Source organism: Duganella aquatilis, from assembly GCF_009674565.1.
GTDB classification, from domain to species: Bacteria; Pseudomonadota; Gammaproteobacteria; order Burkholderiales; family Burkholderiaceae_D; genus Rugamonas; species Rugamonas aquatilis.
Map to the genome: position 1 here is coordinate 1 of NZ_WKJL01000027.1, position 26,032 is coordinate 26,032.

Consider the following 26,032-nt stretch of genomic DNA (forward strand, 5'->3'; position numbering starts at 1 on the left):
TGCAGCGCCAGCGGCGGCATGCTGGCGCCGTAGTCGGCGCGCAGTTCGCGCTCCAGCTGCATCAGCGCCAGGTCGGTGGCGGCGCGGCCGCGTTGCAGGCGCTGGCGCCGCGCCGGATCGGCCGGCGTGGCGTCGCCCAGCATGGCGTTGACCGGGCCGCGTTCGAACGACAGCTTCTCCGCCGCCACCATGGCCGCCTGCGTCAGGCGCAGCGCCTGCAGGCCGGTGCTGGTGGCGTCGTAGCGGCGCCAGGCGTCGTGCGCGATGTGTCCCAGCATGCCGCACACCAGCAGCGCCAGGACGGCGGTGGACAGTGTTAGCAGGCGGGTCAGCTTCATGAAAATAGTTGAATATGTTTACAAGGAAACAATATGCCACAAAGCGGCGAGGAGCGGGGGGAATACGGCGGCGCCAGGCGGCAAATGGTACAATGCCGCCCTCGCGTCGCTGCCTCTGCCTGGACAGGATGCAAAGTTTGAACGATTACTATCGAGGGAAAGAATTCTATGCAACGTATTATGCTGCGCTCCAAGCTGCACCGCGTGACGGTGACCCAGGCCGACCTGAACTACGAAGGTTCCTGCGGTATCGACGTGGACCTGCTGGAAGCCGCCGATATCAAAGTCAACGAACAGATCGAACTGTATAACGTCAACAACGGCGAGCGCTTCGCCACCTACGCCATTCCCGGCAAGCGCGGCAGCGGCGAGATTTCGCTGAACGGCGCCGCCGCCCGCAAGGCGCAGCTGGGCGACCTGCTGATCATCTGCACCTACGGTCCGATGACCGACCAGGAGATCGAGACCCACGTGCCGAAGCTGGTGTTTGTCGATGAAAACAACAAAATCAAAAGCATCAAGAAGTAAATAAAAAGCGCTCCCCGGAGCGCTTTTTTTTATGGCTTGCTGCCGTCCTGCCGCAGCAGCTGCGACATGTACTGCGGCGTGATGCCGAGGAACGACGCCACCACCTTCTGCGAAATGCGCTGCTCCAGTCCCGGATATTCGCGGCGGAAGGCGATCAGCCGGCCCTGCGCCGGCGAGGCGTTCAGGTACAGCCGGCGGCTCTGGTCGATGATGCTGCGCTGGGCGGCGCCCAGGTAGTAATCGCGCAGGTCGTTGTTGCTCTTGTACAGGGCGCTCACTTCCGCCCAATCCAGCCGATAGCCGTGAACGGCGGTTTCGGCCACCACGAAGTTCAGCGCCGGCACAGCGTCGCATGAACGCAACAGATCGTCGTGCGCGCCGACCGGTTCGCCGTCGCTCTGGAAGTGCAGCGTGACCTCGTTGCCGGCGTCCGTGATGAAACCGGTCCGCGTGACGCCGCTGTGCAGCCAGTGAATATAGTGAGCGGGCGTGCCGATGCGTTGCAGGTACTCGCCCTTGCGCATGCTGAAAGGCACCGCCAGCGGCGCCAGCAAACGCGACGCTTCATCGTACAGTTCGGGAGTCACGCCATAGCGGCGGGATACGACTTCGCGGTATTTCGCGCGGTGTTCTTGGAATGCGTTGCTCATCTCAGTTTTTTAGGAGTGGCGGATGGCCGTCCTGCAATGTTGTATTTAAAATCCAGCTATGTAAACGGCCGTACAAAAGGAACTTCAAAGTGTAAACGTTTTCACAGTCTGCGACACAATATTTGTTGCAGATTAGAATGAAAATTAAAATTTATTCCAAACTTCAATCAGTTGAACAAGTTGCTTTCATTCATGGTTTTGGCGTTACTATAGAAACACTATAAGCAACACTATGCGTACCGGAGACCTCGTATGAACATCAGTGACCTCAGCATCGGCAGGCGCCTGGCGTTGGGCTTTGCCATCATTCTTGCCGTCCTCATTCTCAACACCGGCCTCGGCATTTACCGCCTGCAGGGCGTCGCCTCGGCCACGCGCGACATGATGCAGACGCCGCTGGCCAAGGAGCGCCTGATTTCCGACTGGTACCGCACCGTGTTTGCCGGCATCCGCCGCACCACCGCCGTCGCCAAGAGCGCCGACCCGGCGCTGGCCACCTTCTTTGCCGACGAGGCCAAGGAAGGCACCAGCTACGCGCAAAGCCTGATCAAGCAGATCGAAGTGCTGACCAACGACACCGACAAGAAGCTGATGGATGAGCTGGTGGAGACGCGCAAGCTCTACGTCAGCTCGCGCGACAACGTGATGAAGGCCAAGAGCGCCGGCGACGCCGCCGAGGCCACGCGCCTGCTGGACCAGGTCTACCTGCCGGCGGCCAAGACCTATGAAGGCATGCTGCAGAAAATCCTCGACCACCAGCGCAAGGAAATCGACGCCGCCGCCGCCCGCATCGACGAGGTGGCGGCGCAGAGCCGCACCCTGCTGGTGCTGCTGGCGATCCTGGTGGTGGCGTTCGGTGTGGCCTTCGCCTGGTGGCTGACGGCCGGCATCACGCGCCCGATCAACGAGGCGGTGGCGCTGGCCGAGTGCGTGGCCGAGGGCGACCTGGTCGACCGCAGCGGCCGCGCGCACACCGACTACAGCAAGGACGAACCGGGCAAGCTGCTGCATGCCCTGAACCGCATGTCGCAAAGCCTGGTGACCATCGTCAGCGAGGTGCGCAGCGGCACGGATACCATCTCCACCGCCTCGACGGAAATCGCCGCCGGCAACCTGGACCTGTCGTCGCGCACCGAGGAGCAGGCCAGTTCGCTGGAGGAAACCGCGTCGTCGATGGAAGAGCTGACCAGCACCGTCAAGCAGAACGCCGAGAACGCGCGCCAGGCCAACCAGCTGGCGGCCAGCGCGGCCGAGGTGGCGCAGCGCGGCGGCGCCGAAGTGGCGGACGTGGTGCAGACCATGGCCTCGATCGATCAGTCGTCGAAGAAGATCGTCGACATCATCGGTGTGATCGACGGCATCGCCTTCCAGACCAACATCCTGGCCTTGAACGCGGCGGTGGAAGCGGCGCGCGCCGGCGAGCAGGGCCGCGGCTTCGCGGTGGTGGCGTCCGAGGTGCGCAACCTGGCCCAGCGTTCGGCCAGCGCCGCCAAGGAAATCAAGTCGCTGATCGACGATTCGGTCGGCAAGGTGGAAACCGGCACGCGGCTGGTCGGCCAGGCCGGCAGCACCATGGAGGAGGTGGTGCGCAGCATCGAGCGCGTGACCGCCATCATGGCGGAGATCAGCAACGCCAGCGTCGAGCAGACCCACGGCATCGAGCAGATCAACATGGCCATCTCGCAGATGGACCATGTGACGCAGCAGAACGCCGCCCTGGTGGAGCAGGCCGCCGCCGCCGCCGGCTCGATGCAGGAACAGGCCGCGCAGCTGGCCGAAGCGGTCAGCATCTTCAAGCTGGACGATGCGGCGGCGCCGCGCCGAGTCGGCCTGTCGCGCGCGAAGCTGCTGGCTTCATTCAGTTAAGCTGGATCGGCCTTGCCGATGAAGCGGTAGACCGCCGCGCCCAGCAGGGCGCCGGCGATCGGCGCCGCCCAGAACAGCCACAGCTGGCTCACCGCCCAGTCGCCGACGTACAGCGCCACGGCGGTGCTGCGCGCCGGGTTGACCGAGGTGTTGGTGACCGGGATCGAGATCAGGTGGATCAGCGTCAGCGCGAAACCGATCGGCAGCGGCGCGAAGCCTTTCGGCGCGCGGGCGTCGGTGGCGCCCAGGATCACCAGCAGGAACATCATGGTCATCACCACTTCCGACACCAGCGCTGCGGTCAGCGAGTAGCCACCCGGCGAGTGAGCGCCGTAGCCGTTGGCGGCGAAGCCGGCGCTGACATCAAAGCCGGCCTTGCCGCTGGCGATCACATACAGCACGCCGCCGGCGGCGATGCCGCCCAATACCTGCGCCACGATGTACGGCAGCAGCTGATTGGCCGGGAAGCGGCCGCCGGCCCACAGGCCGATCGACACCGCCGGATTCAGGTGGCAACCGGAGATGTGGCCGATGGCGTAGGCCATGGTCAGCACCGTCAGGCCGAAGGCCAGCGCCACGCCGAGCAGGCCGATGCCGACGCCGGGAAACGCCGCCGCCAGCACGGCGCTGCCGCAGCCGCCAAGCACCAGCCAGAAAGTACCAAAGAATTCCGCTCCATACTGCTTCATGTCCGACTCCAAAATGATGTTAAGTAATTTGCAAGCTTGCCAATGTACTAGCAAGCGCGCAAAAAGTCGAGCCCCCGCCGCTGGCGCATATGATGCAGTTGCGCAACAAGCGACTAGCAAGATGGATGCTGTTGCGATTAAAGGAGCCCTTTGCCTGCGAGGCTCCGTGGGCCGTGCCGCCGGGCGCGCCGTCGCTTGCATAATTGCGCGCCGCAGGCGATTTGCGCCGCTGCCGCGTGAAACTCCAGCTACAATGGATTCGCCTGTCGCACTGTGGCGTGGGCTGGGTTTCTGGGATACAGTTGGACTACCGGGGCATGCTGGGACGGCAGACTCCGAGATGACAGCGGGGTGGCGTCTAGTGAAGAACGATACCGGGTTGAACAGCAAAATTCTCGCGCCCTTCGGGCTGGCGATCGCCGGCGCCCTGGGCACCATCGTCGCGGGCTGGAGCGCCTGGGGCTGGTACACGCTGATCTGGGCCGCGCTGCTGCTGGCCGCCGCCGCGTGGCTGACGCGCGATACCGGTTTCGGCGTGGCCAGCGCCGCCGGCGACAATTCCATGATCGACCAGTATCTCGCCGGGCGCGAACGCTTCGGCGACGCCGTGCTGCCCGTGTGGTGCCGGCATATCGAAAACTCCCGCACGCAGATGGAGGAGGCGGTGTCCGACCTGGCGTCGCGCTTCTCCAGCATCGTCGACAAGCTGGATAACGCGGTGCACGTCTCCAGCGCCAACAACCAGAACGGCAGTTCCATGACCGAGGTGTTCGCGCACAGCGAAACCCAGCTTGGCTCGGTGGTGACGTCGATGAAATCGGCGATGTCGTCCAAGCAGGCCATGCTGGCGCAGATCAAGGACCTGGAACGCTTTACGCGCGAGCTGCGCGGCATGGCCGAAGGCGTGGCCAGCATCGCCGCGCAAACCAATCTGCTGGCGCTGAACGCCGCCATCGAAGCGGCGCGCGCCGGTCCGGCCGGCGCCGGCTTCGCGGTGGTGGCGCAGGAGGTGCGCATGCTGTCGATGCGCTCGGCCGAAACCGGCAAGGAGATCACCAACCGCGTGGGCCTGATCAGCAGCGCCATCCTGGCCGCCAGCCAGGCCGCCGAGCAATCGAGCGAATCGGAAGACAAGTCGATGCAGTCGGCCGAAGGCATGATCGATTCCGTGCTGGCCGAGTTCCGCCACATCACCGACGCGCTGGTGCAATCGTCCGAGCTGCTCAAGCAGGAGAGCATCGGCATCCAGGGCGAGGTGGGCCAGGCGCTGGTGCAGCTGCAGTTCCAGGACCGCGTCAGCCAGGTCATGTCGCACGTGCGCGAGAACATGGAAAGCCTGCCGGCGCTGCTGCGCGAGAACCGGGCGCAATACGAGGCCAGCGGCGTGCTGGAAGCGCCCGATCCGGACCGTCTGCTGCACGAGCTGCAGAAGACCTACGCCATGGCCGAGGAACACGCGGTGCACAGCGGCGCGCGCCTGGCCGCGCCGGCCGCTTCCGAAGCCGACGAAATCACTTTTTTCTGAGGGTAGATAAGATATGGGAAAAACCATCATGGTGGTCGATGATTCGGCCTCTCTGCGTCAGGTAGTGGGAATAGCGCTGAAGGGCGCGGGATACGATGTGATCGAGGGACGGGACGGCGTCGATGCGCTGTCCAAATGCACCGGGCAGAAAATCCACCTGGTGGTGTGCGACGTCAACATGCCCAATATGGACGGCATCACCTTCGTCAAGCAGTTCAAGCAGCTGCCCAACTATAAGTTCACGCCGGTGATCATGCTGACCACCGAGTCGCAGGAAAGCAAGAAGGAAGAGGGCAAGGCGGCCGGCGCCAAGGCCTGGGTGGTCAAGCCCTTCAAGCCCGAGGTGCTGCTGGGCGCCGTGGCCAAGCTGGTGCTGCCATAATCGATCGAGAGTGAGCTAATTGAGCGGAGGCTGCGATGGCGGACGACGTTACCCGGATTTCCCTTGACGGCGAAATGACGATCTACCGCGCCGCCGATCTGAAACTCAGCGTGCTGGAAGCGCTGCGCAAGACGCGCGTGCTGGAGATCGACCTGTCCGGCGTGACCGAGCTCGATACCGCCGGCCTGCAGGTGCTGATGCTGGCCAAGCAGGCCGCCGCCGCCGACCAGCGCGAGCTGCGCCTGCTGCAGCACAGCCCCGCCGTGGTGGAAATCTTCGAGATGCTGGACCTGGTCGCCTTCTTCGGCGACGCCGTGCTGATACACGCTTAGGGGGAAGCCATGAACCTGGATGACGCGCTACAGACCTTCATCGCCGAAAGCCGCGAGCTGCTGGAGGAGATGGAGAACGCGCTGCTGAATGTGGACCTGGCCGGCGACCAGGGCGAGGCGATCAACGCCATCTTCCGCGCCGCCCACACCATCAAGGGCTCGGCGGGCCTGTTCAGCCTTGACCACATCGTCGCCTTCACCCACGTGGTGGAAAGCCTGCTGGACAAGGTGCGCGACGGCAGCGTGACGCTCAACGATGAAATGGTGGTGCTGCTGCTGTCCTGCTGCGACTACCTGTCCGGCATGATCGACGCGCTGGCCGCCGGCCGCCACGACCAGGATCCCGACACCGCGCCGGAAGGCGAGATGCTGCAACAGCAGCTGCGCCGCCACATGGACGGCGAGGCCGCGCCGGCGATCGCTTCCGGCCTGGCGGTGCACGCGGAACCGGGCGTGGAGCGCATCGACCAGCAGCATGGTGACAGCGACTACTGGCACATCTCGCTGCGCTTCGGACGCGGCGTGCTGCAGAACGGCATGGACCCGATCGCCTTCCTGCGCTACCTGGGCAAGCTGGGACGCATCGTCGGCATCGCCACCATTCCCGATGCGCTGCCGCCCGCCGACGAAATGGATGCGGAGCTGTGCTACCTCGGTTTTGAAATCGCCTTCGACAGCACGGCCGACCGCGAGGCGATTGCCGGCGTGTTCGAGTTCGTGCAGGACGACTGCGAGATCCGCATCATCCCGCCCAACAGCAAGGTGTCGGAATACGTCAACCTGATCCGCGCCCTGCCGGAACTCGACGCCCGCCTCGGCGAGATCCTGGTCCACTGCGGCAGCGTTACCGCGCACGAGCTGGAAGGCGCCTTGCAGCAGCAGTCCGGCAAGCAGGAAGACGCGCCGCCGCAGCAGCTGGGCAGCATCCTGGTCGGCGCCGGCAACGTGCCGCCGGTGGTGGTGGAAGCCGCGCTGGCCAAGCAGAAGCAGGTCACCGAGCAGAAGGCGCAGGAGAGCCGCTCGATCCGCGTCGACTCCGATAAGCTGGATCGGCTGATCGACCTGGTGGGCGAACTGATTATCGCCGGCGCGCGCGCCAGCATGATCGGCCAGCAGATCCACAACACCGACCTGCTGGAATGCACCTCGACGCTGACCGGCCTGGTGGAGGACGTGCGCGATGCCGCGCTGGAGCTGCGCATGGTGAAGATCGGCGCCACCTTCAACCGCTTCCAGCGCGTGGTGCACGACGTGGCGCGGGAACTGGGCAAGGACATCGGCCTGATTGTCGACGGCGAGGATTCGGAACTGGACAAGACCGTGGTGGAAAAAATCGGCGACCCGCTGATGCACCTGGTGCGCAATGCCATGGACCACGGCATCGAGCCGGCCGACGTGCGCGTGGCGGCCGGCAAGCCGGCCAAGGGCATGATCAAGCTGAACGCCTTCCACGAATCGGGCAGCATCGTCATCGAAGTCAGCGACGACGGCGGCGGCCTGCGCAAGGAAAAGATCCTGGCCAAGGCCATCGAGCGCGGACTGGTGGACCCGGAGCGCAAGCTGACCGACAGCGAAATCTACAACCTGATTTTCGAGGCGGGCTTCTCGACGGCGGAGAAGATCACCAACCTGTCCGGGCGCGGCGTCGGCATGGACGTGGTCAAGCGGAATATCCAGGCGCTGCGCGGCAGCGTGGATGTCGGCAGCCGCGAAGGCCAGGGCACCACGGTCACCGTGCGCCTGCCGCTGACGCTGGCCATCATCGACGGCTTCCTGGTGCAGGTGGGATCGTCGGTGTTCGTCATCCCGCTCGACATGATCGAGGAGTGCATCGAATACGCCACCGAGCCGGGACAGGACTACACCGACCTGCGCGGCCAGGTACTGCCGCTGGTGCGCCTGCGCCAGCTGTTCCGCATCGACGGCGCGGCCACGCGGCGCGAGAGCATCGTGGTGCTCAAGTTCGGCAACCATCGCGCCGGGCTGGTGGTCGATACGCTGCTGGGCGAATTCCAGACCGTGATCAAGCCGCTCAGCCCCATGTTCAGCGAAGTGAAATGCATCAGCGGCTCCACCATCCTGGGCAGCGGCGAGGTGGCGCTGATCCTGGACGTGTCGGCGCTGATGCACACCGTGGCCGGCAAGGGCGCCGTGGCGGCGCTGGCCGCATAGGAGGATAAAACAGATGAGCGCCGCAATCGACAGTTCCAACGTGGTCACCTACGGCAGCAACGCCATCGTCGCGCTGCAAAGCGGCGCCGCGCTGCCCAGCCAGTTCCTGACCTTCATGCTGGGCGAGGAGCAGTTCGCGGTCGGCATCCTGCACATCAAGGAGATCATCGAATACGGCAGCCTGGCCACCGTGCCGATGATGCCGGACTGCGTGCGCGGCGTGATCAACCTGCGCGGCGCGGTGGTGCCGGTGATGGATTTGTCGGCGCGCTTCGGCCGCGCGCAAAGCATCATCGGCAAGCGCAGCTGCATCGTCATCGTGGAGACGGGCGGCGAGGACGGCGAGTGCAAGCAGGTGCTGGGCATGCTGGTGGACGCGGTCAACGCGGTGGTGGAAATCGCCGCCGGCGATATCGAGCCGGCGCCGTCGTTCGGCACGCGCATCCGGCCCGACTTCATCGCCGGCATGGGCAAGCTGACGGACAAAAATCGCGGCCGTTTCGTGATCCTGCTGGACATCGAGCGCGTGCTGTCGAGCGAGGAGATCGTCGAGATGGCACGCGGCACCGCCGCCGCTGTCGCCTGACTGGCGGTGTCCCATGAGCGTGGCGACCATCACCGAGCGCGAGTTCCTGCAGTTCCAGCGCTTCATCTTCGACGCCGCCGGCATCACCATGGCCGACGGCAAACAGGCGCTGGTCAGCGGCCGCCTGGCCAAGCGGCTGGCGCACTACCAGCTCGACAGCTATGGCGACTATCTGCGCCTGCTGGAGAGCCGCGCGCAGCCGGCCGAATTGCAGGTGGCGGTGGACCTGCTGACCACCAACGAGACCTATTTCTTCCGCGAGCCGAAGCACTTCGCGCTGCTGCGCGAGCTGGCGAAGGAGGCGCACGACAGGAACCGCGCGCTGCGCGTGTGGAGCGCCGCCAGCTCCAGCGGAGAGGAACCGTACAGCATCGCCATGGTGCTGGCCGATGTGATGGGCGACGAGGCGTCGTGGGAAGTGCTGGGCACCGACATCAGCACCCGCGTGCTGCAGCGCGCGCGCAGCGGCCACTATCCGATGGAGCGCGCCACGCAGATGCCGCCGGCCTACCTGAAGCGCTTTTGCCTCAAGGGCCAGGGCAGCGAGGCGGGCACCATGCTGATCGAGCGTTCGCTGCGCCAGCGCGTGCAGTTCCAGCACCTGAACCTGAACGCGCCGCTGCCCAGGGTCGGCACCTTCGACGTGATCTTTCTGCGCAACGTGATGATCTACTTCAGCCTGGAGACCAAGCGCCAGGTGGTGGCGCGCCTGCTGGCGCAGCTGCGGCCCGGCGGCTACTTCCTGATCGGCCATTCGGAAACGCTGAACGACATCAACGATACGCTGACCGCGGTCGCGCCCTCGATTTATCGCAAGCCATGAACGACGCCAAGCTGATCGATATCTTCCTGATGCCGGGCGATTATTTCGTCGGCGACGGACGCTATCGCGTGCGCACCTTGCTGGGTTCCTGCGTGTCGGTCACGCTGTGGCACCCGGCGCTGCGCATCGGCGCCATGTCGCACTTCCTGCTGCCGGGCCATGGCCGGCGCAAGGCGGACCGTCCCTCCGACAAGCCGGGCATGTACGGCGCCGACGCCATGCAGCTGCTGGTGGAAGGCATGGCGCAGCATGGCGTGCCGCTGGTGCAGTGCCAGGGCAAGATCTTCGGCGGCGGCGCCATGTTCCCGCGCAGCGACAAGGTGCGCGACATCGGCATGCAGAACGGCGACTATGCGCGCAGCATGTTGCAGCAGCACGGCATACACGTGGTGTCCGAAAGCCTGTTCGGCGAAGGACACCGTCAACTTATCTTCACCATCCGTAATGGCGAGGTGCTGAGCCGCCAGGTTCCGCCGGAGCCGGGATGGAGCAATGCAGGAGCAAGGACCCAGGCATGAGTGGAATAAAGGTCATGATCGTCGACGATTCGGCCGTGGTGCGGCAGGTGCTGAGCGGGCTGCTGAACGCGGCGCCCGGCATCACCGTCACCCATGCGGTGGCCAATCCGCTGCTGGCGATGGAGCGCATGAAGGTGCAATGGCCGGACGTGATCGTGCTCGACGTGGAAATGCCCAAGATGGACGGCATCACCTTCCTGCGCAAGCTGATGACCGAACATCCGACGCCGGTGGTGATCTGCTCGACGCTGACCGAGAAGGGCGCGCAGACTTCGGTGGAGGCGCTGACCGCCGGCGCCGTGGCCATCATCACCAAGCCGCGCCTGGACCTGAAGCAGTTTTTGCACGACAGCGCGGACGAACTGGTGTCCGCCGTGCGCTCGGCCGCCGGCGCGCACGTGGGCAAGCTGGCGGCGCGCGCCGCGATGCCGCCGCCGCCGGTGACCGTCAAGTTGAATGCGGACGCCATCCTGCCGCCGATCGATGCGCGGCCGATGACCGCCACCACCGAGCGCGTGGTGGCGATCGGCACCTCCACCGGCGGCACGCAGGCGCTGGAGGAAGTGCTGACGGCGCTGCCGCGCGTCTCGCCAGGCATTGTGGTGGTGCAGCACATGCCGGAGAAATTCACGGCGGCCTTTGCGGCGCGGCTGGACAGCGTGTGCGCGGTGCGCGTGAAGGAGGCGGAAAACAACGACCGCGTGCTGCAAGGGCAGGTGCTGATCGCGCCCGGCGGCAAGCACATGCTGCTGCGCCGCACCGGCGCGCAGTATTTCGTCGAAGTGGTGGACGGGCCGCTGGTGAACCGCCACCGGCCGTCGGTGGATGTGCTGTTCCGTTCCGCCGCGCGCGCGGCCGGCGCCAACGCGCTGGGCGTGATCATGACCGGCATGGGTGACGACGGCGCGGCCGGCATGCTGGAGATGCTGAAGGCCGGCGCGCGCACCGTGGCGCAGGATGAAGCCAGCTGCGTGGTGTACGGCATGCCGAAAGAGGCGGTCAAGCGCGGCGGGGTGGAGAAGTCGGTGCCGCTGAACGCGATCTATCGCGAAATCCTGCAACAGCTGCAGCACTGATCATGCAGATACCTCCGCCCAGCGCTACCGCTTCCCCGCCATGGGAAGGACGCCGCGTGCTGGTGGTGGAGGACAGCTCGGTGCAGCGCGGCTACCTGGTCGGCCTGCTGCGGCAACTGGCGTTCGGCGAGATCTTCGAAGCGGCCGACGGCAACGAAGCCTTGCAGCTGCTGGAGCGCGAACGGCACGACCGCATCTTCCTGGTGCTGACCGATCTTGAAATGCCGGGCATGGACGGCATCGAGCTGACCTGCCAGCTGCGCGACCGCAACCTGGCCGACAACCTGATCGTGGTCAGCGCGCGGGACCCGCGCCTGCTGGAGATCATCGAGAACATGGCGCGCGAGGACGCCGCCATCGGCCTGCTGGGAACGTTGCTCAAGCCGGTGCAGCTGGAATCGCTGGCGCAGCTGCTGTGCAAGGCCGGCGACCGCGATGGCGGTTGCGCGCCGGCGCCGCCGCCATCGTTGCCGGCCCAGGCTTCGCTGGAAGAACTGGCGCAGGCGCTGGCGCGCAAGGAGTTCCTGCCGCACTTCCAGCCCAAGGTCGCGATGCAGAACGGCCAGCTGAAAGGCGTGGAGGCGCTGGCGCGCTGGCAGCATCCGCAACGCGGCCTGCTATCGCCGGCTCACTTCATCGATACGCTGGAAGGCCAGCCGCTGATGGCCGAGTTCACGCTGGTGCTGGTGCAGCAGGTGCTGGAACACATCCAGCACTGGCAGCAGGCCGGCCTGCCGCCGCTGACGGTGTCGATCAACCTGTCCGCCGACAACCTGGCTGAACGCGCCTTCATCGACCGCCTGACGGCGCTGGTGAACGGTTCCGGCGTGGCGCCGGCGTCGCTGGTGTGGGAGGTCACCGAGACCAGCGTGATGCGCCAGCTGTCGCAGGCGTTGACCAATATGGGCCGCCTGCGGCTGATGGGCTTCGGCCTGGCGATGGACGATTTCGGCATCGGCTATTCGTCGATGCAGCAGTTCGCCCGCTGCCCGTTCACGGAACTGAAGATAGACCGCGCCTTCGTCAACGGCGCCGCGCAATGGCCGAACCGCCTGACCGTGCTGAAAAGCGCGCTCGATCTGGGGCAGAGCCTGGGCGTGGCGACGGTGGCCGAAGGCGTGGAAACGGTGGAGGACTGGAAGCTGTTGCGCGACCTCGGTTGCGACATGGCGCAAGGTTATCTGCTGGCCAAGCCCATGCCGGCCGAAGAACTGGTGGGCTGGATGCGGCAGGACCGGCGCCGCTTGCGCGCGCTGGCGGGATCGGAATAAACAACCATAACCATGCTGGGGGATCGTCATGCTGTCAACATTGCAGGTAAGGACCAAGATTCTGATTTTGCTGGCGGTGGCGGTCATCGCACTGATAACCATCGTGGGCGTCGCCTTCGCCGGACTGAAGACGCAGGGCGAGATGCTGGTGCAGATAGGCCGCAACCGCATGCCGTCGGTGCAGGCGCTGCAGGCCATCAGCGAGGGCCAGACGGCGCTGCGTTCGGCCAGCCGCTCGATCGATTCGACCTCGCAGTATCCCGACGAGTTGGACAACATCCCGCACGAGATCCAGCGCAAGCAGGAGGTCTGGGCCAATATCGACAAGGCCTGGAAAATCTACGACGCCTTGCCGCAGGAGCCGGAAGAGGCAACGCTGTGGAAGACCTTTGTCGCGCAATGGAACGCATGGAAGCAGCGGGATAGCGTCATCAACGACCTGGCCGGCCAGATCGTGCGCGCCGACGCGGCGAAGCGCAAGGAGCTTTACGCGGCGCTGCATAACACCCTCAAGGACAACCGCACGGCCTTCCACGACGCCGAGGAAAGCCTGAACAAGCTGGTGGTGCTGAACGCGGGATACGGCGACAGCGATGTCAGAAACGCGGAGAGCGCGTCGGCCGCCGCGCTCAAGACCATGTACCTGTCGTCCGGCATTGCGCTGGTGCTGCTGGTGGCGATCGGGCTGTTCATCCTGACCGGCATCATGAAGCAGCTGGGCGGCGATCCCGGCTACGCGGCCGACATCGTGCGCCAGGTGGCCGACGGCGACCTGACGGCGGACGTGCAGCTCAAGCCCGGCGACACCAGCAGCCTGCTGGCGGCGATGAAGGGCATGATCGACAAGCTGTCGAACGTGGTGCAGGAGGTGAACAACGGCGCCGAAGCATTGGCGTCGGCGTCGGAGGAAGTCAGCGCCACGGCGCAGTCGCTGTCGCAGGCCGCCAGCGAACAGGCCGCGGGCACGGAGGAAACCAGCGCCTCGGTGGAGCAGATGACGGCGTCGATCTCGCAGAACACCGAGAACGCCAAGGTCACCGACGGCATCGCCAGCAAGGCGGCGCTGGAAGCGGCCGAGGGTGGCGAGGCGGTCAAGTCCACCGTGGCGGCGATGCAGCAGATCGCCAAGAAGATCAGCATCATCGACGACATTGCCTACCAGACCAACCTGCTGGCGTTGAATGCGGCCATCGAGGCGGCGCGCGCGGGCGAACATGGCAAGGGCTTCGCCGTGGTGGCGGCCGAGGTGCGCAAGCTGGCCGAGCGCAGCCAGGTGGCGGCGCAGGAAATCGAGCAGGTCGCGGCCAGCAGCGTGGAGCTGGCCGACAAGGCCGGGCGCCTGCTGGACGAGATGGTGCCGAATATCCGCCGCACCTCGAACCTGGTGCAGGAGATTACAGCAGCGTCGGAAGAGCAGTCGGCCGGCGTGGGCCAGATCAATTCCGCCGTTACGCAACTGAGCCAGACCACGCAGCAGAACGCATCCAGCTCCGAGGAACTGGCGGCGACGGCGGAGGAGATGAGCGGCCAGGCGGAGCAGCTGCAGCACACCATGGCTTTCTTCAAATTGGCCGGCGGCGCGCGCGCGGTGCGCACGCCGGTGATGGCGCGCAAGCCGGCGCGTTCGCCCGGCGGCGTGGCGGCCATGCGCCGCATGAGCGAGATGAGCGAACCGGACGAATCGCACTTCGTCAAATTCTAAGCGAGGCAGCAGATGAATACCTTGGCCGCGGCCGGCACGCCGGCGCAATACCTCAGTTTCATGCTGGGGCAGGATATGTTCGCGATGGGCATATTGGCGGTGCGCGAAATTCTGGAATATGCCGGCGTGACGCCGGTGCCGCAAATGCCGCCGTCGATCTGCGGCGTGATCAACCTGCGCGGCACGGCGGTGCCGGTGCTGGACCTGGCGCGGCGGCTGGACCGGCAGCCTTCTCCCATCGGCAAGCGCACCTGCATCATCGTGGTGGAGGTGGACGGCGATGAAGGCCCGTTCGTGATCGGCATCCTGGTCGATGCGGTCAACGCGGTGATGGAGATTCCCGCCGTCGAGATCGAGCCGGCGCCGCGCTTTGGCGCGGTGAAGGCGGAACTGTTGCACGGCATCGGCAAGGTGAATGGCCGCTTCGTGCTGCTGCTGAACGTGCAGCACGTGGTATCGACCTTGCACTTGCAGGAATTCGTAGCGCACATCCACTAGGAGGCTTCATGTTCGCAAACATTACAGTCAGGACCAAGATCCTGGCGCTGATTGCTGTTGCAGTGCTGGCGTTGTTGCTGGTGGTGGTGATCGCTTTCCAAGGGCTGAAAAAAGAAAGCGAAATGCTGGCCGAAATCGGCAAGAACCGCATGCCTTCCGTGCAGGCGCTGATGACCATCAACGAAGGCAAGACCGGCATCCGTTCCGCCAACCGCGCGGCCGACGCCGGCGCCGGCTATCCCGAGAACATCGAGGAGATCACGCAGCAGATCAAGCGCCGCGCGGAGATCTTCACCCAGATCGACCAGGCCTGGAAAGTGTACGACGCGCTGCCGCAGGCGCCGGAAGAAGCGACGGTGTGGAAGACCTTCACCAAGGCCTGGGACACGTGGAAGCAGAAGGACGCGGAATTCGGCGGCTTGCTGACGCAGATCCAGGGCGCGGAACCGGGCAAGCGCAAGGAGCTGTTCCTCGCGCTGCACGCCAACCTGGCCGACAACCGTAACGCCTTCCACGACCTGGAGACCAATCTGGACAAGCTGGTGGAGCTGAACGTCAAATATGGCGATGACGCCGTGAAGGAAGCCGATGCCGCATCGGCTTCCGCCACATCCAGCATGTACACCGCGTCCGCTGTCGCGCTGGCGCTGCTGGTGGCGTTGGGATTGCTGATCCTGCGCGGCATCATGCAGCAGCTGGGCGGCGATCCCGGCTACGCGGCCGACATCGTGCGCCGCGTGGCCGATGGCGACCTGAGTGCGGAGGTGCAGCTCAAACCCGGCGACACCAGCAGCCTGCTGGCGGCGATGAAGGGCATGATCGAGAAACTGTCCGACGTGGTGCAGGAAGTGAACAACGGCGCCGAGTCGCTGGCGTCGGCGTCGGAGGAAGTCAGCGCGACCGCGCAGGCGTTGTCGCAGGCGGCCAGCGAGCAGGCCGCGGGCACGGAGGAAACCAGCGCCTCGGTCGAGCAGATGACGGCGTCGATTTCGCAGAATACCGAGAACGCCAAGGTCACCGACGGCATCGCCAGCAAGGCGGCGGTGGAGGCGGCCGAGGGCGGCGAGGCGGTCAAGTCCACCGTGGCGGCGATGCAGCAGATCGCCAAGAAGATCAGCATCATCGACGACATCGCCTACCAGACCAATCTGCTGGCGCTGAATGCGGCCATCGAGGCGGCGCGCGCGGGCGAGCATGGCAAGGGCTTCGCCGTGGTGGCGGCAGAGGTGCGCAAGCTGGCGGAGCGCAGCCAGGTGGCGGCGCAGGAAATCGAGCAGGTCGCGGCCAGCAGTGTGGAACTGGCCGACAAGGCAGGACGCCTGCTGGATGAGATGGTGCCGAATATCCGCCGCACCTCGAACCTGGTGCAGGAGATTACGGCGGCGTCGGAAGAGCAGTCGGCCGGCGTGGGCCAGATCAACTCCGCCGTCACGCAGCTGAGCCAGACTACGCAGCAGAACGCGTCCAGCTCCGAGCAGCTGGCGGCGACGGCGGAAGAGATGAGCGCGCAGGCGGAGCAGCTGCAGCAGGCGATGTCCTTCTTCAAGCTGGCCGGCGTGGCGCGCGCGGTGCGGCCGATGGTAGTGACACGCAAGCCACACAAGCCGGCACGGACCGGCGGCGTGCTCTCCAGCCGCCGCATGCCGGAAATGAGCGATCCTGATGAGACAAACTTCGTGAAGTTCTGACGCGTAGACACCGCACAGTTATTTTTGGTGAGAATTGGGGAGAAATATTGGTTCACAATGAAATGTGATCCGTCTCCCCAAGGAGTGTCCGCCCATGTTCAATCAGATGAAAATGGAGACTCGGCTGCACGCCGGGTTTGGCCTTGTTGTGCTGCTGGTGGTGCTGATGGGCGTGATCGCCTTCAGCAAGCTGACGTCCCTGCACGATCATTGGACCGATTTCGAAACCGTCACGCTGGCGCGCAAGAACGCCGTGCTGGAAGCGGTGACGGCGCATGGTCGCGCCGTGCGGCTGTTCAAGAACTACATCCTCCGTGGTCCCGACAGCAATGTGCAGTTCCGCACCGAACTGGCGGTCATCGAAAAAGAGATGACGTCTTATCGCGAGGCGGGAGGCCTTACGCCGGAAGAGCAGGCGTTGCTGGCCGAAGTGCAGGCCGGCGTCAAGGCGTACGACCATAGCATGTCGCAGCTGGAAGCCATGCACGAGAAGGGCATGACGGCGCTGGAGATGGACAAGAACATCAAGGGCGCCGACGAAGCCATTGCCGCCGCCTTCCGCAAGCTGTTGAAGGTGAACGACGCCGAGACCAGGAAGGAATCGGAAGCTATGACCGAGGTGACCAACTCCGCCAAGCAGATGATACTGGCGGCGGACGTGGTGATCGCGATCCTCGGCTGTGCGTTGGCGGTGTGGCTGGGCCGCAGCCTGTCCGGCATCGTGCGCGATGTGCAGATGGTGGTGGCCAGCCTGTCCGGCGCGGCGCAGGAGGTCAGCGCCACCGCGCAGTCCCTGTCGCAGGCGGCCAGCGAGCAGGCGGCGGGCGTGGAGGAAACCAGCGCGTCCATCGAGCAGATGACGGCGTCGATTGCGCAGAACACGGAAAACGCCAAGATCACCGACGGCATCGCCACCCAGGCGGCGGTGGAGGCGGCGCGCGGCGGCGAAGTGGTGAAGGCCACGGCGTCGGCCATGAAGCAGATCGCCGGCAAGATCGGCATCATCGACGATATCGCCTACCAGACCAATCTGCTGGCGCTGAACGCGGCCATCGAGGCGGCGCGCGCGGGCGAGCATGGCAAGGGCTTCGCGGTGGTGGCGGCCGAGGTGCGCAAGCTGGCCGAACGCAGCCAGGTGGCGGCGCAGGAGATCGGCGAGGTGGCGGAGGACAGCGTGAAACTGGCAGAGCAGGCCGGCGCCATGTTCGACCAGCTGGCGCCAAATATCCGCAAGACGTCGGAGCTGGTGCAGGAGATCACGGCGGCTTCGGAAGAGCAGAGTTCCGGTGTGCGGCAGATCAATGGCGCGGTGATTCAGCTGAGCGAGACCACGCAGGTGAATGCGGCCAGTTCGGAGGAACTGGCGGCGACATCGGAAGAAATGAGTGCCCAGGCGGAGCAGCTGCGGCGTTTGATGGCGGTGTTCAAGCAGTATGCTGTGGACGATGCGCCGCGCGTGGCTGCGCGGCGGCCGACAGCGATGAAACCCGCCACCGCAAGCCGCCCCGCGCGCAACATCGGGTTGGCGTCCGACAGCACGCCGGACGAAACCAAATTTACGCGCTTCTGATATAAACCCGCACGGCGGTCCGTCGCGGGGTCTGACCCCATGCGGGGTCAGACCCCTCTCACGTAGTGCGGGTTTAAGGCTTCACGAACTTGAGCGTCATGCGATCGCTTTCGCCGATCGCCTGATACTTCGCCCTATCCTCATCCTTGTTGGTATAAGTCGGCGGCAGCGCCCACACGCCGTTCTTGTGATCGGCCGTATCCTTCGGGTTGGCATTCACCTCCGACTTGCCGGCCAGCTTGAACCCCGCCGCTTCCGCCAGCTTGATCACATACTGCTCATGCATATAGCCGCTGCTGGCCGTCGCATCCTGCGTCTTCGACGCCGGTAGGCGATGCTCTTCCACACCCAGCACGCCGCCCGGCTTCAGCACCGTGTACAGGCTGCCGAACAACTCCTTCATCTTGTCCGGACCGAGCTCGATCCAGTTGTGGATGTTGCGGAAGGTGAGCACCATGTCGACGCTGTTGGCCGGCGCCATCTCGTATTTGCGGCCCGGCGAAAACACGCCGATGGCGACTTTGTTGTACACCTCCGGCTTGGCGTTCAGGCGCGCCAGGAAGCGCTCCGCGCCCTTGCGTTCACCTTCGTTCGGCGAGGCGATGTCATTGCCGCCGGTGATCAGCTTGCCGTGGTCGCGCAGGTAGGGCGCCAGGATCTCGGTGTACCAGCCGCCGCCCGGCGCCAGTTCCACCACCGTCATGTTCGGCTTGATGCCGAAGAAGGCCAGCGTTTCATACGGATGGCGGTAGACGTCGCGTTTGACGTTGTCCGGCGTGCGCGATGGCGCGGCGATCGCCGCCTTCAGCGCATCGTCGGCGTGCGCGGCGCTGGTGGCGCCGAACAGCATCGCAGTGGCCAAGGGGGCCAGGACCGCCAATACAAATGGTTTCATGCACAGTCTCCTCAAGTGTGGAAATTAGGCGACGCATCCGCGCGCCCTGCGCGATCATCGGCCAAGCACGCAAACAGGTCAAGCGAAATGCCATCCCCGCACCGGCTGGGTGCGCGGACAGTCAGCGGACACTTCGCGGACACCGGATCGGACACTCCGGACACCCGAATCAATCACTTGCAGAAGGCTTGTCGATGGCATACATTTTGCCTATTCGCTACGTAATCCGCCGCTAATATTGGCAAATTCACAGAACAGGCGACGGATATTCTGCCAAATGGGCGGCCCGCCCACAACAATGTTGGAGATACTATGGAACGACGTGCTTTCCTCAATATCAGCAGTCTGGCTCTGGGCACGATGCTGCTGCCCGCCTTCGGTCGCGCCATCGCGGCCGAGGAGTTGCTGGCGCCCGTGGATGTGAAATTCAAAAAAGCCCTGGCCGACACCGCGATGACGGCCGCCACCCAGGCCGGCGCTTCCTACTGCGACGTGCGCGTGGGCCGCTACCTGAACCAGTTCATCACCACCCGTGACCTGAACGTGGAAAACGTCACCAACACTGAATCTGCCGGTGTCGGCGTGCGCGTGATCGCCGGCGGCGCCTACGGTTTCGCCGCCACCAACGACATGACGCCGGACGGCGTGGCGGCCGCCGCGCGCCAGGCGGTCGCCATCGCCAAGGCCAATGCCAAGCTGCAGACCGAACCGCTGATCCTGGCGCCGGTCAAGGGCGTGGGCGAAGTGTCCTGGGCCACGCCCATCGTCAAGGACTGGCGCACGGTCGCCATCAAGGACAAGGCCGAGCTGCTGATCGCCGCCAACAAAGCCGGCATGGACGCCGGCGCCAGCTTCATGCAGTCCTTGCTGTTCCAGGTGAACCAGCAGAAGTACTTCGCCTCCACCGATGGTTCCTACATCGATCAGGACGTGCACCGCCTGTGGGTGCCGTTCTTCGCCACCGCCGTCGACAAGAAAGAGAACAAGTTCCGTTCGCGCCAGGGCCTGTCGGCGCCGGTCGGCATGGGCTATGAATACCTCGATGCGCGCCCCGAGCACAAGCTGCAGGCGGCCGGCAACGTGACCACGCTGTACACCAAGTCCTACGACATCATCGAAGACGCGCGCCTGGCCGGCAAGCAGGCCAAGGCCAAGCTGAAAGCCAAGTCGGTCGAACCGGGCAAGTACGACCTGGTGCTGTCGCCGGAACACCTGTGGCTGACGATTCACGAATCGGTGGGTCACCCGACCGAGCTGGATCGCGTGCTGGGCTACGAAGCCAATTACGCCGGCACCAGCTTCGCCACGCTGGACAAATGGCAGTCGAAGAAATTCAAGTACGGCTCGGACCTGGTCAACATCGTCGCCGACAAAACCACGCCAGGTTCGCTGGGCGCGGTCGGCTACGACGACGAAGGCGTCAAGTGCAAGAACTGGGACATCATCAAGGACGGCATCCTGGTCAACTACCAGGCCACGCGCGACCAGGCGCACATCATCGGCGAGAAGGAATCGCACGGCTGCTCGTATGCGGACAACTGGGCCAACGTGCAGTTCCAGCGCATGCCGAACGTCTCGCTCAAGGCCGGCGCCAAGAAGATGACGCCGGACGAAATGATCAAGGACGTCAAGAAGGGCATCTACATCGTCGGCGACGGCTCGTTCTCGATCGACCAGCAGCGCTACAACTTCCAGTTCGGCGGCCAGCTGTTCTACGAAATCAAGAACGGCAAGATCGGCCAGCAGCTGGAGGACGTGGCTTACCAGTCCAACACCCAGGAGTTCTGGAACGCCTGCGTCGGCATCTGCGACGAGCGCGATTGGCGCATGGGCGGTTCCTTCTTCGACGGCAAAGGGCAGCCGCCGCAAGTGTCCATCGTGTCGCACGGCGCGTCGACCACGCGCTTCAACGGCATCAACGTGATCAACACCGCCCGCAAAATCGGCTAAGTCCTGGAGAGAGACAAGATGAAATTCCTGAGTCAAGAAGAGACCAAGCGTATCAGCGACAAGGTGCTGGCGCTGACCAAGGCCGACCAGTGCGAAGTGACCATCAACGGCAGCCGTCGCGGCAACATCCGCTACGCGCGCAACGCCGTGTCGACCGCCGGCCTGATTGAAGACACGCAGATGGTGGTGTCAGTCGCCTTCGGCAAGAAGCAGGGCACGGCGTCGATCAATGAATTCGACGACAAGTCGCTGGAAAAAGCCGTGCGTCGCGCGGAAGACCTGGCGCGCCTGGCGCCGGAAAATCCGGAGTTCATGCCGACGCCGTCGAAGCAGGAGTACAAGGCGTCGCAGACCTTCTTCCAGAAAACCGCCGACATCGATCCTGAATTCCGCGCGCAGGTAGCGGCCTACAGCATCGAGAACTCGCGCAAGAACAAGCTGGTGGCGGCGGGCTTCTTCACCGATGCCACGCAGTTCACCTCCATCGCCAATTCCAACGGCGTGTTCGGCTACCAGCAGGATACGGGCCTGGACTTCACGCTGACCGTGCGTACCGAAGACGGCCGCGGTTCCGGCTGGGTCAAGCGCAGCGTCGGCGACGTCAGCAAGTTCGACGCACGGGCCGCATCGGACGTGGCGATCGAGAAGGCGCTGAAATCGGTGGACGCCAAGGCGCTGGAGCCAGGTCGCTACACGGTGATTCTGGAGCCGGCCGCGACCTCCGACGTGCTGGCGTATATGTTCAATTCCTTCGATGCGCGTTCGGCCGACGAGGGCCGCAGCTTCCTGTCGAAGAAGGGCGGCGGCAACCGCCTGGGCGAGAAGCTGTTCGACGAGCAGGTCAACGTGTGGGCCGACCCATGGGACAAGGACGTCGCCGTGCTGCCATGGGATAACGGCAGCATGCTGGCGCGCGAACGCCAGGACATCATCAAGAACGGCAAGATCGCCAATATGGACTACTCGCAGTACTGGGCCAAGAAGATGGGCAAGCGCGCCATCGGCACGCCGGGCAATATCATCATGGCCGGCACCAGCAAGTCCACCGAGGAGCTGATCGCCAATACCAAGAAGGGCATCCTGGTCACGCGTACCTGGTACATCCGCATGGTGGACCCGCAGTCGCTGCTGCTGACCGGCTTGACGCGTGACGGCACCTTCTACATCGAGAACGGCAAGATCAAGCATCCGATCAAGAACTTCCGCTTCAACGAAAGCCCGGTATCGATGCTGAACAATATCGACGAAATCGGCAGGCCGGAAATCCTGTCGGGAGACGAGTCGCAGTTCCAGTTGCTGATCCCGGCGATGAAGGTCCGCGACTTCAACTTCACGTCGCTGTCGGACGCGGTGTAATCATGGAACGCCGTTCATTCCTGAAAATAGGCGCCGCTGCCGGCGGCAGCCTGCTGGTGCCGGTCTTCGGCAACGCGATTGCCGCCGAAGAGCTGCTCAATCCCATCGCCGTGCAGTTCAAGAAGTCGCTGGCCGACGCCGCGATGAACGCGGCCACCAAGGCCGGCGCGTCGTACTGCGACGTGCGCATCGGCCGCTACCTGAACCAGTTCATCACCACGCGTGACCTGAACGTGGAAAACATCGTCAACACCGAGTCGTCCGGCGTCGGCGTGCGCGTGATCGCCAACGGCGCCTACGGCTTCTGCTCGACCAATGTGATGACGCTGGACTCGGTGGCCGATGCCGCGCGCCAGGCGGTCGCCATCGCCAGGGCCAACGCCAAGCTGCAAACCGAGCCGGTGGTGCTGGCGCCCGTCAAGGGTGTGGGCGAGGTGGCGTGGGCCACGCCGTTCACAAAGGACTGGCGTGCGGTGGCCATCAAGGACAAGGCGGACATGCTGCTGGCGGCGAACAAGGCCGGCCTGGATGCCGGCGCCAGCTTCATGGCGGCCAACCTGTTCCAGGTGAACCAGCAGAAGTACTTCGCCTCCACCGACGGCTCGTACATCGACCAGGACATCCATCGCCTTTGGTCGCCGTTCACCGCCACGGCGGTCGACAAGGCCAGCGGCAAGTTCCGCACGCGCGACGGCCTGTCGTCGCCGGCCAGCATGGGCTTCGAATTCTTCGACTGCAAGCCGGAGAACCGCGTCAAGGCCGCCGGCGGCGTCACCACGCTGTACAAGGGCGCCTATGACCTGATCGAGGATGCGCGCGCGGCGGGCCGCCAGGCGCGCGAGAAGCTGACCGCGAAATCGGTCGAACCGGGCAAGTACGATCTGGTACTGTCGCCGGAACACCTGTTCCTGACCATCCACGAATCGGTCGGTCACGCCACCGAGCTGGATCGCGTGCTGGGTTACGAGGCCAATTACGCCGGCACCAGCTTTGCCACGCTGGACAAGTGGAAGTCGAAGAACTTCAAGTATGGCTCGGAGCTGGTCAACATCGTCGCCGACAAGACCTCGCCGGGATCGCTGGGCCTGGTCGGCTACGACGACGAAGGCGTGGCGTCCAAGCGTTGGGATCTGATCCGCAACGGCATCCTGGTCAACTACCAGGCCACGCGCGACCAGGTGGCCATCATCGGCGAGAAGGAATCGCAGGGTTGTTCGTACGCGGACAGCTGGAGCAGCGTGCAGTTCCAGCGCATGCCCAACGTGTCGCTGGAAGCGGGCAAGAAGCGCATGACGCCGGACGAAATGGTCAAGGATGTCAAGAAGGGCATCTACATCATGGGCCGCGGTTCGTATTCGATTGACCAGCAGCGCTTCAACTTCCAGTTCGGCGGCCAGCTGTATTTCGAGATCAAGAACGGCAAGATCGGCCAGCAGCTGGAAGATGTGGCCTACCAGTCGAACACGCAGGAATTCTGGAACGCCTGCACGGCGCTGTGCGATGAACGCGACTGGCGCATGGGCGGCTCGTTCTTCGACGGCAAAGGCCAGCCTAGCCAGGTCAGCGCCGTGTCGCACGGTTCGCCGACGACGCGCTTCAACGGCGTCAACGTCATCAACACCGCTCGCAAGATAGGATAAGACAGATGAAGATGCTGAATCAGGAAGAAGCAAAACGCATTTGCGACAAGGTCATGTCGCTGTCCAGGGCCGACGAGTGCCGCGTGCAGATCAGCGGCAGCCGTAATGGCAATATCCGCTATGCGCGCAACGCCGTGTCGACCGCCGGCCTGGCGGAGAACACGCAGCTGACCGTGAGCGTCGCCTTCGGCAAGAAGCAGGGCACGGCGTCGATCAATGAATTCGACGACAAGGCGCTGGAGCGAGTGGTGCGCCGTGCGGAAGATGTGGCGCGCCTGGCGCCGGACAATCCGGAGTTCCAGCCGGCGATCAAGAAGCAGGACTACAAGCCGTCCACCACCTTCAGCGACGCCACCGCCGCCATCGATCCCGAGTACCGCGCGGAAGTGGCGGCGCTCAGCATCAACTCGGCGCGCAAGCAGGGACTGGTGGCAGCGGGCTTCTTCAGCGACACCACCGGCTTTGAAACGGTCGCCAATTCGAACGGCGTGTTCGGCTACCAGACCTTGAGCAACCTGGGTTTCACCGTCACCACGCGTACCGAGGATGGCCGTGGTTCCGGCTGGGTGACGCGTTCCGCCAACGACGCACGCAAGTTCGATGCGCGCGAGGCGTCGGAGATCGCTATCGAGAAGGCGTTGAAATCGGTGGACGCCAAGGCGCTGGAGCCGGGCCGCTACACGGTGATCCTGGAGCCGGCGGCGACGTCGGAAATCATCGGCCGCATGTTCGGCGCCTTCGATGCGCGCCAGGCCGACGAAGGCCGCAGCTTCCTCTCGAAGAAAGGCGGCGGCAATCGCCTGGGCGAGAAGCTGTTCGATGAACAGGTCAATATCTGGGCCGATCCGTGGAATCCGGATGTGCCGGTGTTGCCATGGGATGGCCAGGCCATGCTGGCGCGTGAGCGTGCGGACGTGATCAAGGGCGGCAAGGTCGCATCGCTGGACTACACGCGCTACTGGGCCGAGAAGCAGGGGCAGCGCGCCACGGGCCGTCACGGCAACATGATCATGTCCGGCGGCACCAAGTCGACCGAGGAGCTGATCGCGTCGACCAAGAAGGGCATCCTGGTCACGCGCACCTGGTACATCCGCATGGTCGATCCGCAGTCGCTGCTGCTGACCGGCCTGACGCGCGATGGCACCTTCTACATCGAGAACGGCAAGATCAAGCATCCGGTGAAGAACTTCCGCTTCAACGAAAGCCCGGTGTCGATGCTGAACAACATCGATGAACTGGGCAAGCCGGTGGTGATCGGCGGCGACGAAGTGCGCTACCAGATGCTGATCCCGGCGATGAAGGTACGCGACTTTAACTTCACGTCCCTGTCGGACGCGGTGTAAGGACGGCAGTGGCCTCGTACGATTTCTATTTCACGCGCCTGACATACGAGTCGGGTGACTGGGATGTGGACGTCCGCATGCCCAGCAACGTGCTTAACTCGCTGGTGGAATACACCACCTTGCGGGTCGATCCCGTTGAGCGCATCGTCGCGCTGTCCGATCCGAAGATGCTGGAGGCGCCGTTCTGCTATTTCGCCGGCCACAAGCTGGTGCAGTTCACGGCGGCCGAGCGCAAGAACCTGGAGCGCTACATCAAGGGCGGCGGCTTCCTGTTCGTGGACGACTGCAACCACGATATCGACGGGCTGTTCGCGAAATCGTTCGAGGCTGAAATCGGCCGTATCTTCGGGCCGAAGGCGCTGCACAAGATCCCCAACAACCACGCGATCTATTCGAGCTTCTTCAAGTTCGAGGACGGTCCGCCGAATACCGCCGTGGAACTGAACGGCTGGGGCGACGATCTGGTGCACGACTACCTGAAGGCGATCGAGATCGGCGGCCGCGTGCGGCTTTTGTACAGCAACAAGGACTACGGCTGCGAGTGGGATTACGACTTCCGCAACAAGCGGTTTCTCGCGATCGACAACACCCGCTTTGCGGTCAACATCATTCAATATGCGTTGGGAGCGTAGTT

The 26,032-nt window shown here is 64.4% G+C and carries 23 protein-coding genes and 1 pseudogene; 20 read left to right on the top strand and 4 right to left on the bottom strand.

What is annotated here, in order from left to right:
• Nucleotides 1-338 (bottom strand): annotated as a pseudogene (locus tag GJ698_RS25450) (GGDEF domain-containing protein); the annotation flags it as partial.
• A gap of 168 nt (nt 339-506) precedes the next feature.
• On the opposite strand from GJ698_RS25450, the gene panD reads away from it, so the two are divergent.
• Entirely contained in the window at nt 507-866 is a 360-nt protein-coding gene (gene panD / locus GJ698_RS25455; RefSeq protein ID WP_110846333.1) for an aspartate 1-decarboxylase, read from the top strand.
• Between the two features lie 29 nt (nt 867-895).
• Here the strand turns inward: panD and GJ698_RS25460 are convergent, their stop codons facing one another.
• A complete protein-coding gene (locus GJ698_RS25460) occupies nt 896-1,516 on the bottom strand; it encodes a Crp/Fnr family transcriptional regulator (protein ID WP_229260167.1) in 621 nt (206 codons plus the stop codon).
• Between the two features lie 252 nt (nt 1,517-1,768).
• Between GJ698_RS25460 and GJ698_RS25465 the strand changes: the two genes are divergently transcribed.
• Entirely contained in the window at nt 1,769-3,382 is a 1,614-nt protein-coding gene (locus GJ698_RS25465; protein ID WP_154360669.1) for a methyl-accepting chemotaxis protein, read from the top strand.
• Here the strand turns inward: GJ698_RS25465 and aqpZ are convergent.
• Nucleotides 3,379-4,071 carry an aquaporin Z gene (gene aqpZ, locus GJ698_RS25470; RefSeq protein WP_154360670.1) on the bottom strand — a complete coding sequence of 231 codons (693 nt, stop codon included), beginning with the start codon at nt 4,069-4,071 and terminating at the stop codon, nt 3,379-3,381. The genes GJ698_RS25465 and aqpZ overlap by 4 nt on opposite strands.
• A 379-nt stretch (nt 4,072-4,450) precedes the next feature.
• On the opposite strand from aqpZ, the gene GJ698_RS25475 reads away from it, so the two are divergent.
• The 13 genes from GJ698_RS25475 (at nt 4,451) to GJ698_RS25535 (ending at nt 18,214) form a co-directional block, all read left to right on the top strand.
• Nucleotides 4,451-5,596: a methyl-accepting chemotaxis protein gene (locus GJ698_RS25475; protein ID WP_229260168.1), complete on the top strand. Its 1,146-nt coding sequence runs from the start codon at nt 4,451-4,453 to the stop codon at nt 5,594-5,596.
• Between the two features lie 13 nt (nt 5,597-5,609).
• The gene (locus tag GJ698_RS25480) at nt 5,610-5,978 is read left to right on the top strand and encodes a response regulator (protein WP_090192355.1); all 369 of its coding nucleotides are present in this window, start codon (nt 5,610-5,612) and stop codon (nt 5,976-5,978) included.
• Nucleotides 5,979-6,013: 35 nt separating this feature from the next.
• Nucleotides 6,014-6,310, top strand: a complete 297-nt coding sequence (locus GJ698_RS25485) for an STAS domain-containing protein (RefSeq protein ID WP_154360672.1) — start codon at nt 6,014-6,016, stop codon at nt 6,308-6,310.
• Nucleotides 6,311-6,319: 9 nt separating this feature from the next.
• Nucleotides 6,320-8,482, top strand: a complete 2,163-nt coding sequence (locus tag GJ698_RS25490) for a chemotaxis protein CheA (RefSeq protein ID WP_154360673.1) — start codon at nt 6,320-6,322, stop codon at nt 8,480-8,482.
• A 13-nt stretch (nt 8,483-8,495) separates the two neighbouring features.
• Nucleotides 8,496-9,068, top strand: coding sequence for a chemotaxis protein CheW (locus GJ698_RS25495; protein ID WP_154360674.1), 573 nt, complete (start codon nt 8,496-8,498; stop codon nt 9,066-9,068).
• 13 nt (nt 9,069-9,081) lie between these two features.
• On the top strand, nt 9,082-9,891 hold the full coding sequence (locus tag GJ698_RS25500; protein ID WP_154360675.1) for a CheR family methyltransferase: 810 nt from the start codon (nt 9,082-9,084) through the stop codon (nt 9,889-9,891).
• The gene (locus tag GJ698_RS25505) at nt 9,888-10,409 is read left to right on the top strand and encodes a chemotaxis protein CheD (RefSeq protein ID WP_154360676.1); all 522 of its coding nucleotides are present in this window, start codon (nt 9,888-9,890) and stop codon (nt 10,407-10,409) included. The genes GJ698_RS25500 and GJ698_RS25505 overlap by 4 nt, the downstream gene beginning before the upstream one ends.
• A complete protein-coding gene (locus GJ698_RS25510; RefSeq protein ID WP_154360677.1) occupies nt 10,406-11,485 on the top strand; it encodes a protein-glutamate methylesterase/protein-glutamine glutaminase in 1,080 nt (359 codons plus the stop codon). Before GJ698_RS25505 ends, GJ698_RS25510 begins: the two co-directional genes overlap by 4 nt.
• A 2-nt stretch (nt 11,486-11,487) precedes the next feature.
• Nucleotides 11,488-12,756, top strand: a complete 1,269-nt coding sequence (locus GJ698_RS25515; protein ID WP_154360678.1) for an EAL domain-containing response regulator — start codon at nt 11,488-11,490, stop codon at nt 12,754-12,756.
• Nucleotides 12,757-12,784: 28 nt separating this feature from the next.
• Nucleotides 12,785-14,458 carry a methyl-accepting chemotaxis protein gene (locus GJ698_RS25520; protein ID WP_154360679.1) on the top strand — a complete coding sequence of 558 codons (1,674 nt, stop codon included), beginning with the start codon at nt 12,785-12,787 and terminating at the stop codon, nt 14,456-14,458.
• A gap of 12 nt (nt 14,459-14,470) precedes the next feature.
• Nucleotides 14,471-14,956, top strand: coding sequence for a chemotaxis protein CheW (locus GJ698_RS25525; protein ID WP_154360680.1), 486 nt, complete (start codon nt 14,471-14,473; stop codon nt 14,954-14,956).
• A gap of 8 nt (nt 14,957-14,964) precedes the next feature.
• On the top strand, nt 14,965-16,644 hold the full coding sequence (locus GJ698_RS25530; RefSeq protein ID WP_154360681.1) for a methyl-accepting chemotaxis protein: 1,680 nt from the start codon (nt 14,965-14,967) through the stop codon (nt 16,642-16,644).
• Between the two features lie 112 nt (nt 16,645-16,756).
• Nucleotides 16,757-18,214: a methyl-accepting chemotaxis protein gene (locus GJ698_RS25535; protein ID WP_229260169.1), complete on the top strand. Its 1,458-nt coding sequence runs from the start codon at nt 16,757-16,759 to the stop codon at nt 18,212-18,214.
• Nucleotides 18,215-18,287: 73 nt separating this feature from the next.
• On the opposite strand, the gene GJ698_RS25540 is transcribed toward GJ698_RS25535, so the two are convergent.
• Nucleotides 18,288-19,109 carry a class I SAM-dependent methyltransferase gene (locus GJ698_RS25540; protein WP_154360683.1) on the bottom strand — a complete coding sequence of 274 codons (822 nt, stop codon included), beginning with the start codon at nt 19,107-19,109 and terminating at the stop codon, nt 18,288-18,290.
• A gap of 312 nt (nt 19,110-19,421) precedes the next feature.
• Here GJ698_RS25540 and GJ698_RS25545 point away from each other — a divergent pair, with 312 nt between their 5' ends.
• The 5 genes from GJ698_RS25545 to GJ698_RS25565 are packed head-to-tail and all read left to right on the top strand — an operon-like array spanning nt 19,422 to nt 26,030.
• Nucleotides 19,422-21,059 (top strand): TldD/PmbA family protein, encoded by a 1,638-nt coding sequence (locus tag GJ698_RS25545; protein WP_154360684.1) that lies wholly within the window; start codon nt 19,422-19,424, stop codon nt 21,057-21,059.
• An 18-nt stretch (nt 21,060-21,077) separates the two neighbouring features.
• Nucleotides 21,078-22,415: a TldD/PmbA family protein gene (locus GJ698_RS25550; protein WP_154360685.1), complete on the top strand. Its 1,338-nt coding sequence runs from the start codon at nt 21,078-21,080 to the stop codon at nt 22,413-22,415.
• A 2-nt stretch (nt 22,416-22,417) separates the two neighbouring features.
• Nucleotides 22,418-24,055, top strand: coding sequence for a TldD/PmbA family protein (locus tag GJ698_RS25555; protein ID WP_154360686.1), 1,638 nt, complete (start codon nt 22,418-22,420; stop codon nt 24,053-24,055).
• A 5-nt stretch (nt 24,056-24,060) separates the two neighbouring features.
• Entirely contained in the window at nt 24,061-25,398 is a 1,338-nt protein-coding gene (locus tag GJ698_RS25560; RefSeq protein ID WP_154360687.1) for a TldD/PmbA family protein, read from the top strand.
• A gap of 8 nt (nt 25,399-25,406) precedes the next feature.
• Complete coding sequence (locus GJ698_RS25565; protein WP_166455094.1) at nt 25,407-26,030, top strand: DUF4159 domain-containing protein; 624 nt, start codon at nt 25,407-25,409, stop codon at nt 26,028-26,030.
• Nucleotides 26,031-26,032 lie beyond the last annotated feature (2 nt).

Excerpts from the sequence above, each read along its gene's own strand:
- GJ698_RS25465 (WP_154360669.1), top strand. The coding sequence starts at position 1,769 with ATGAACATCAGTGACCTCAGCATCGGCAGGCGCCTGGCGTTGGGCTTT.
- GJ698_RS25560 (WP_154360687.1), top strand. The coding sequence starts at position 24,061 with ATGAAGATGCTGAATCAGGAAGAAGCAAAACGCATTTGCGACAAGGTC.
- GJ698_RS25530 (WP_154360681.1), top strand. The coding sequence starts at position 14,965 with ATGTTCGCAAACATTACAGTCAGGACCAAGATCCTGGCGCTGATTGCT.
- GJ698_RS25500 (WP_154360675.1), top strand. The coding sequence starts at position 9,082 with ATGAGCGTGGCGACCATCACCGAGCGCGAGTTCCTGCAGTTCCAGCGC.
- aqpZ (WP_154360670.1), bottom strand. The coding sequence starts at position 4,071 with ATGAAGCAGTATGGAGCGGAATTCTTTGGTACTTTCTGGCTGGTGCTT.
- GJ698_RS25525 (WP_154360680.1), top strand. The coding sequence starts at position 14,471 with ATGAATACCTTGGCCGCGGCCGGCACGCCGGCGCAATACCTCAGTTTC.
- GJ698_RS25515 (WP_154360678.1), top strand. The coding sequence starts at position 11,488 with ATGCAGATACCTCCGCCCAGCGCTACCGCTTCCCCGCCATGGGAAGGA.
- GJ698_RS25495 (WP_154360674.1), top strand. The coding sequence starts at position 8,496 with ATGAGCGCCGCAATCGACAGTTCCAACGTGGTCACCTACGGCAGCAAC.
- GJ698_RS25545 (WP_154360684.1), top strand. The coding sequence starts at position 19,422 with ATGGAACGACGTGCTTTCCTCAATATCAGCAGTCTGGCTCTGGGCACG.
- GJ698_RS25550 (WP_154360685.1), top strand. The coding sequence starts at position 21,078 with ATGAAATTCCTGAGTCAAGAAGAGACCAAGCGTATCAGCGACAAGGTG.
- GJ698_RS25510 (WP_154360677.1), top strand. The coding sequence starts at position 10,406 with ATGAGTGGAATAAAGGTCATGATCGTCGACGATTCGGCCGTGGTGCGG.
- GJ698_RS25540 (WP_154360683.1), bottom strand. The coding sequence starts at position 19,109 with ATGAAACCATTTGTATTGGCGGTCCTGGCCCCCTTGGCCACTGCGATG.
- GJ698_RS25490 (WP_154360673.1), top strand. The coding sequence starts at position 6,320 with ATGAACCTGGATGACGCGCTACAGACCTTCATCGCCGAAAGCCGCGAG.
- GJ698_RS25480 (WP_090192355.1), top strand. The coding sequence starts at position 5,610 with ATGGGAAAAACCATCATGGTGGTCGATGATTCGGCCTCTCTGCGTCAG.
- panD (WP_110846333.1), top strand. The coding sequence starts at position 507 with ATGCAACGTATTATGCTGCGCTCCAAGCTGCACCGCGTGACGGTGACC.
- GJ698_RS25520 (WP_154360679.1), top strand. The coding sequence starts at position 12,785 with ATGCTGTCAACATTGCAGGTAAGGACCAAGATTCTGATTTTGCTGGCG.
- GJ698_RS25460 (WP_229260167.1), bottom strand. The coding sequence starts at position 1,516 with ATGAGCAACGCATTCCAAGAACACCGCGCGAAATACCGCGAAGTCGTA.
- GJ698_RS25555 (WP_154360686.1), top strand. The coding sequence starts at position 22,418 with ATGGAACGCCGTTCATTCCTGAAAATAGGCGCCGCTGCCGGCGGCAGC.
- GJ698_RS25535 (WP_229260169.1), top strand. The coding sequence starts at position 16,757 with ATGGAGACTCGGCTGCACGCCGGGTTTGGCCTTGTTGTGCTGCTGGTG.
- GJ698_RS25485 (WP_154360672.1), top strand. The coding sequence starts at position 6,014 with ATGGCGGACGACGTTACCCGGATTTCCCTTGACGGCGAAATGACGATC.
- GJ698_RS25505 (WP_154360676.1), top strand. The coding sequence starts at position 9,888 with ATGAACGACGCCAAGCTGATCGATATCTTCCTGATGCCGGGCGATTAT.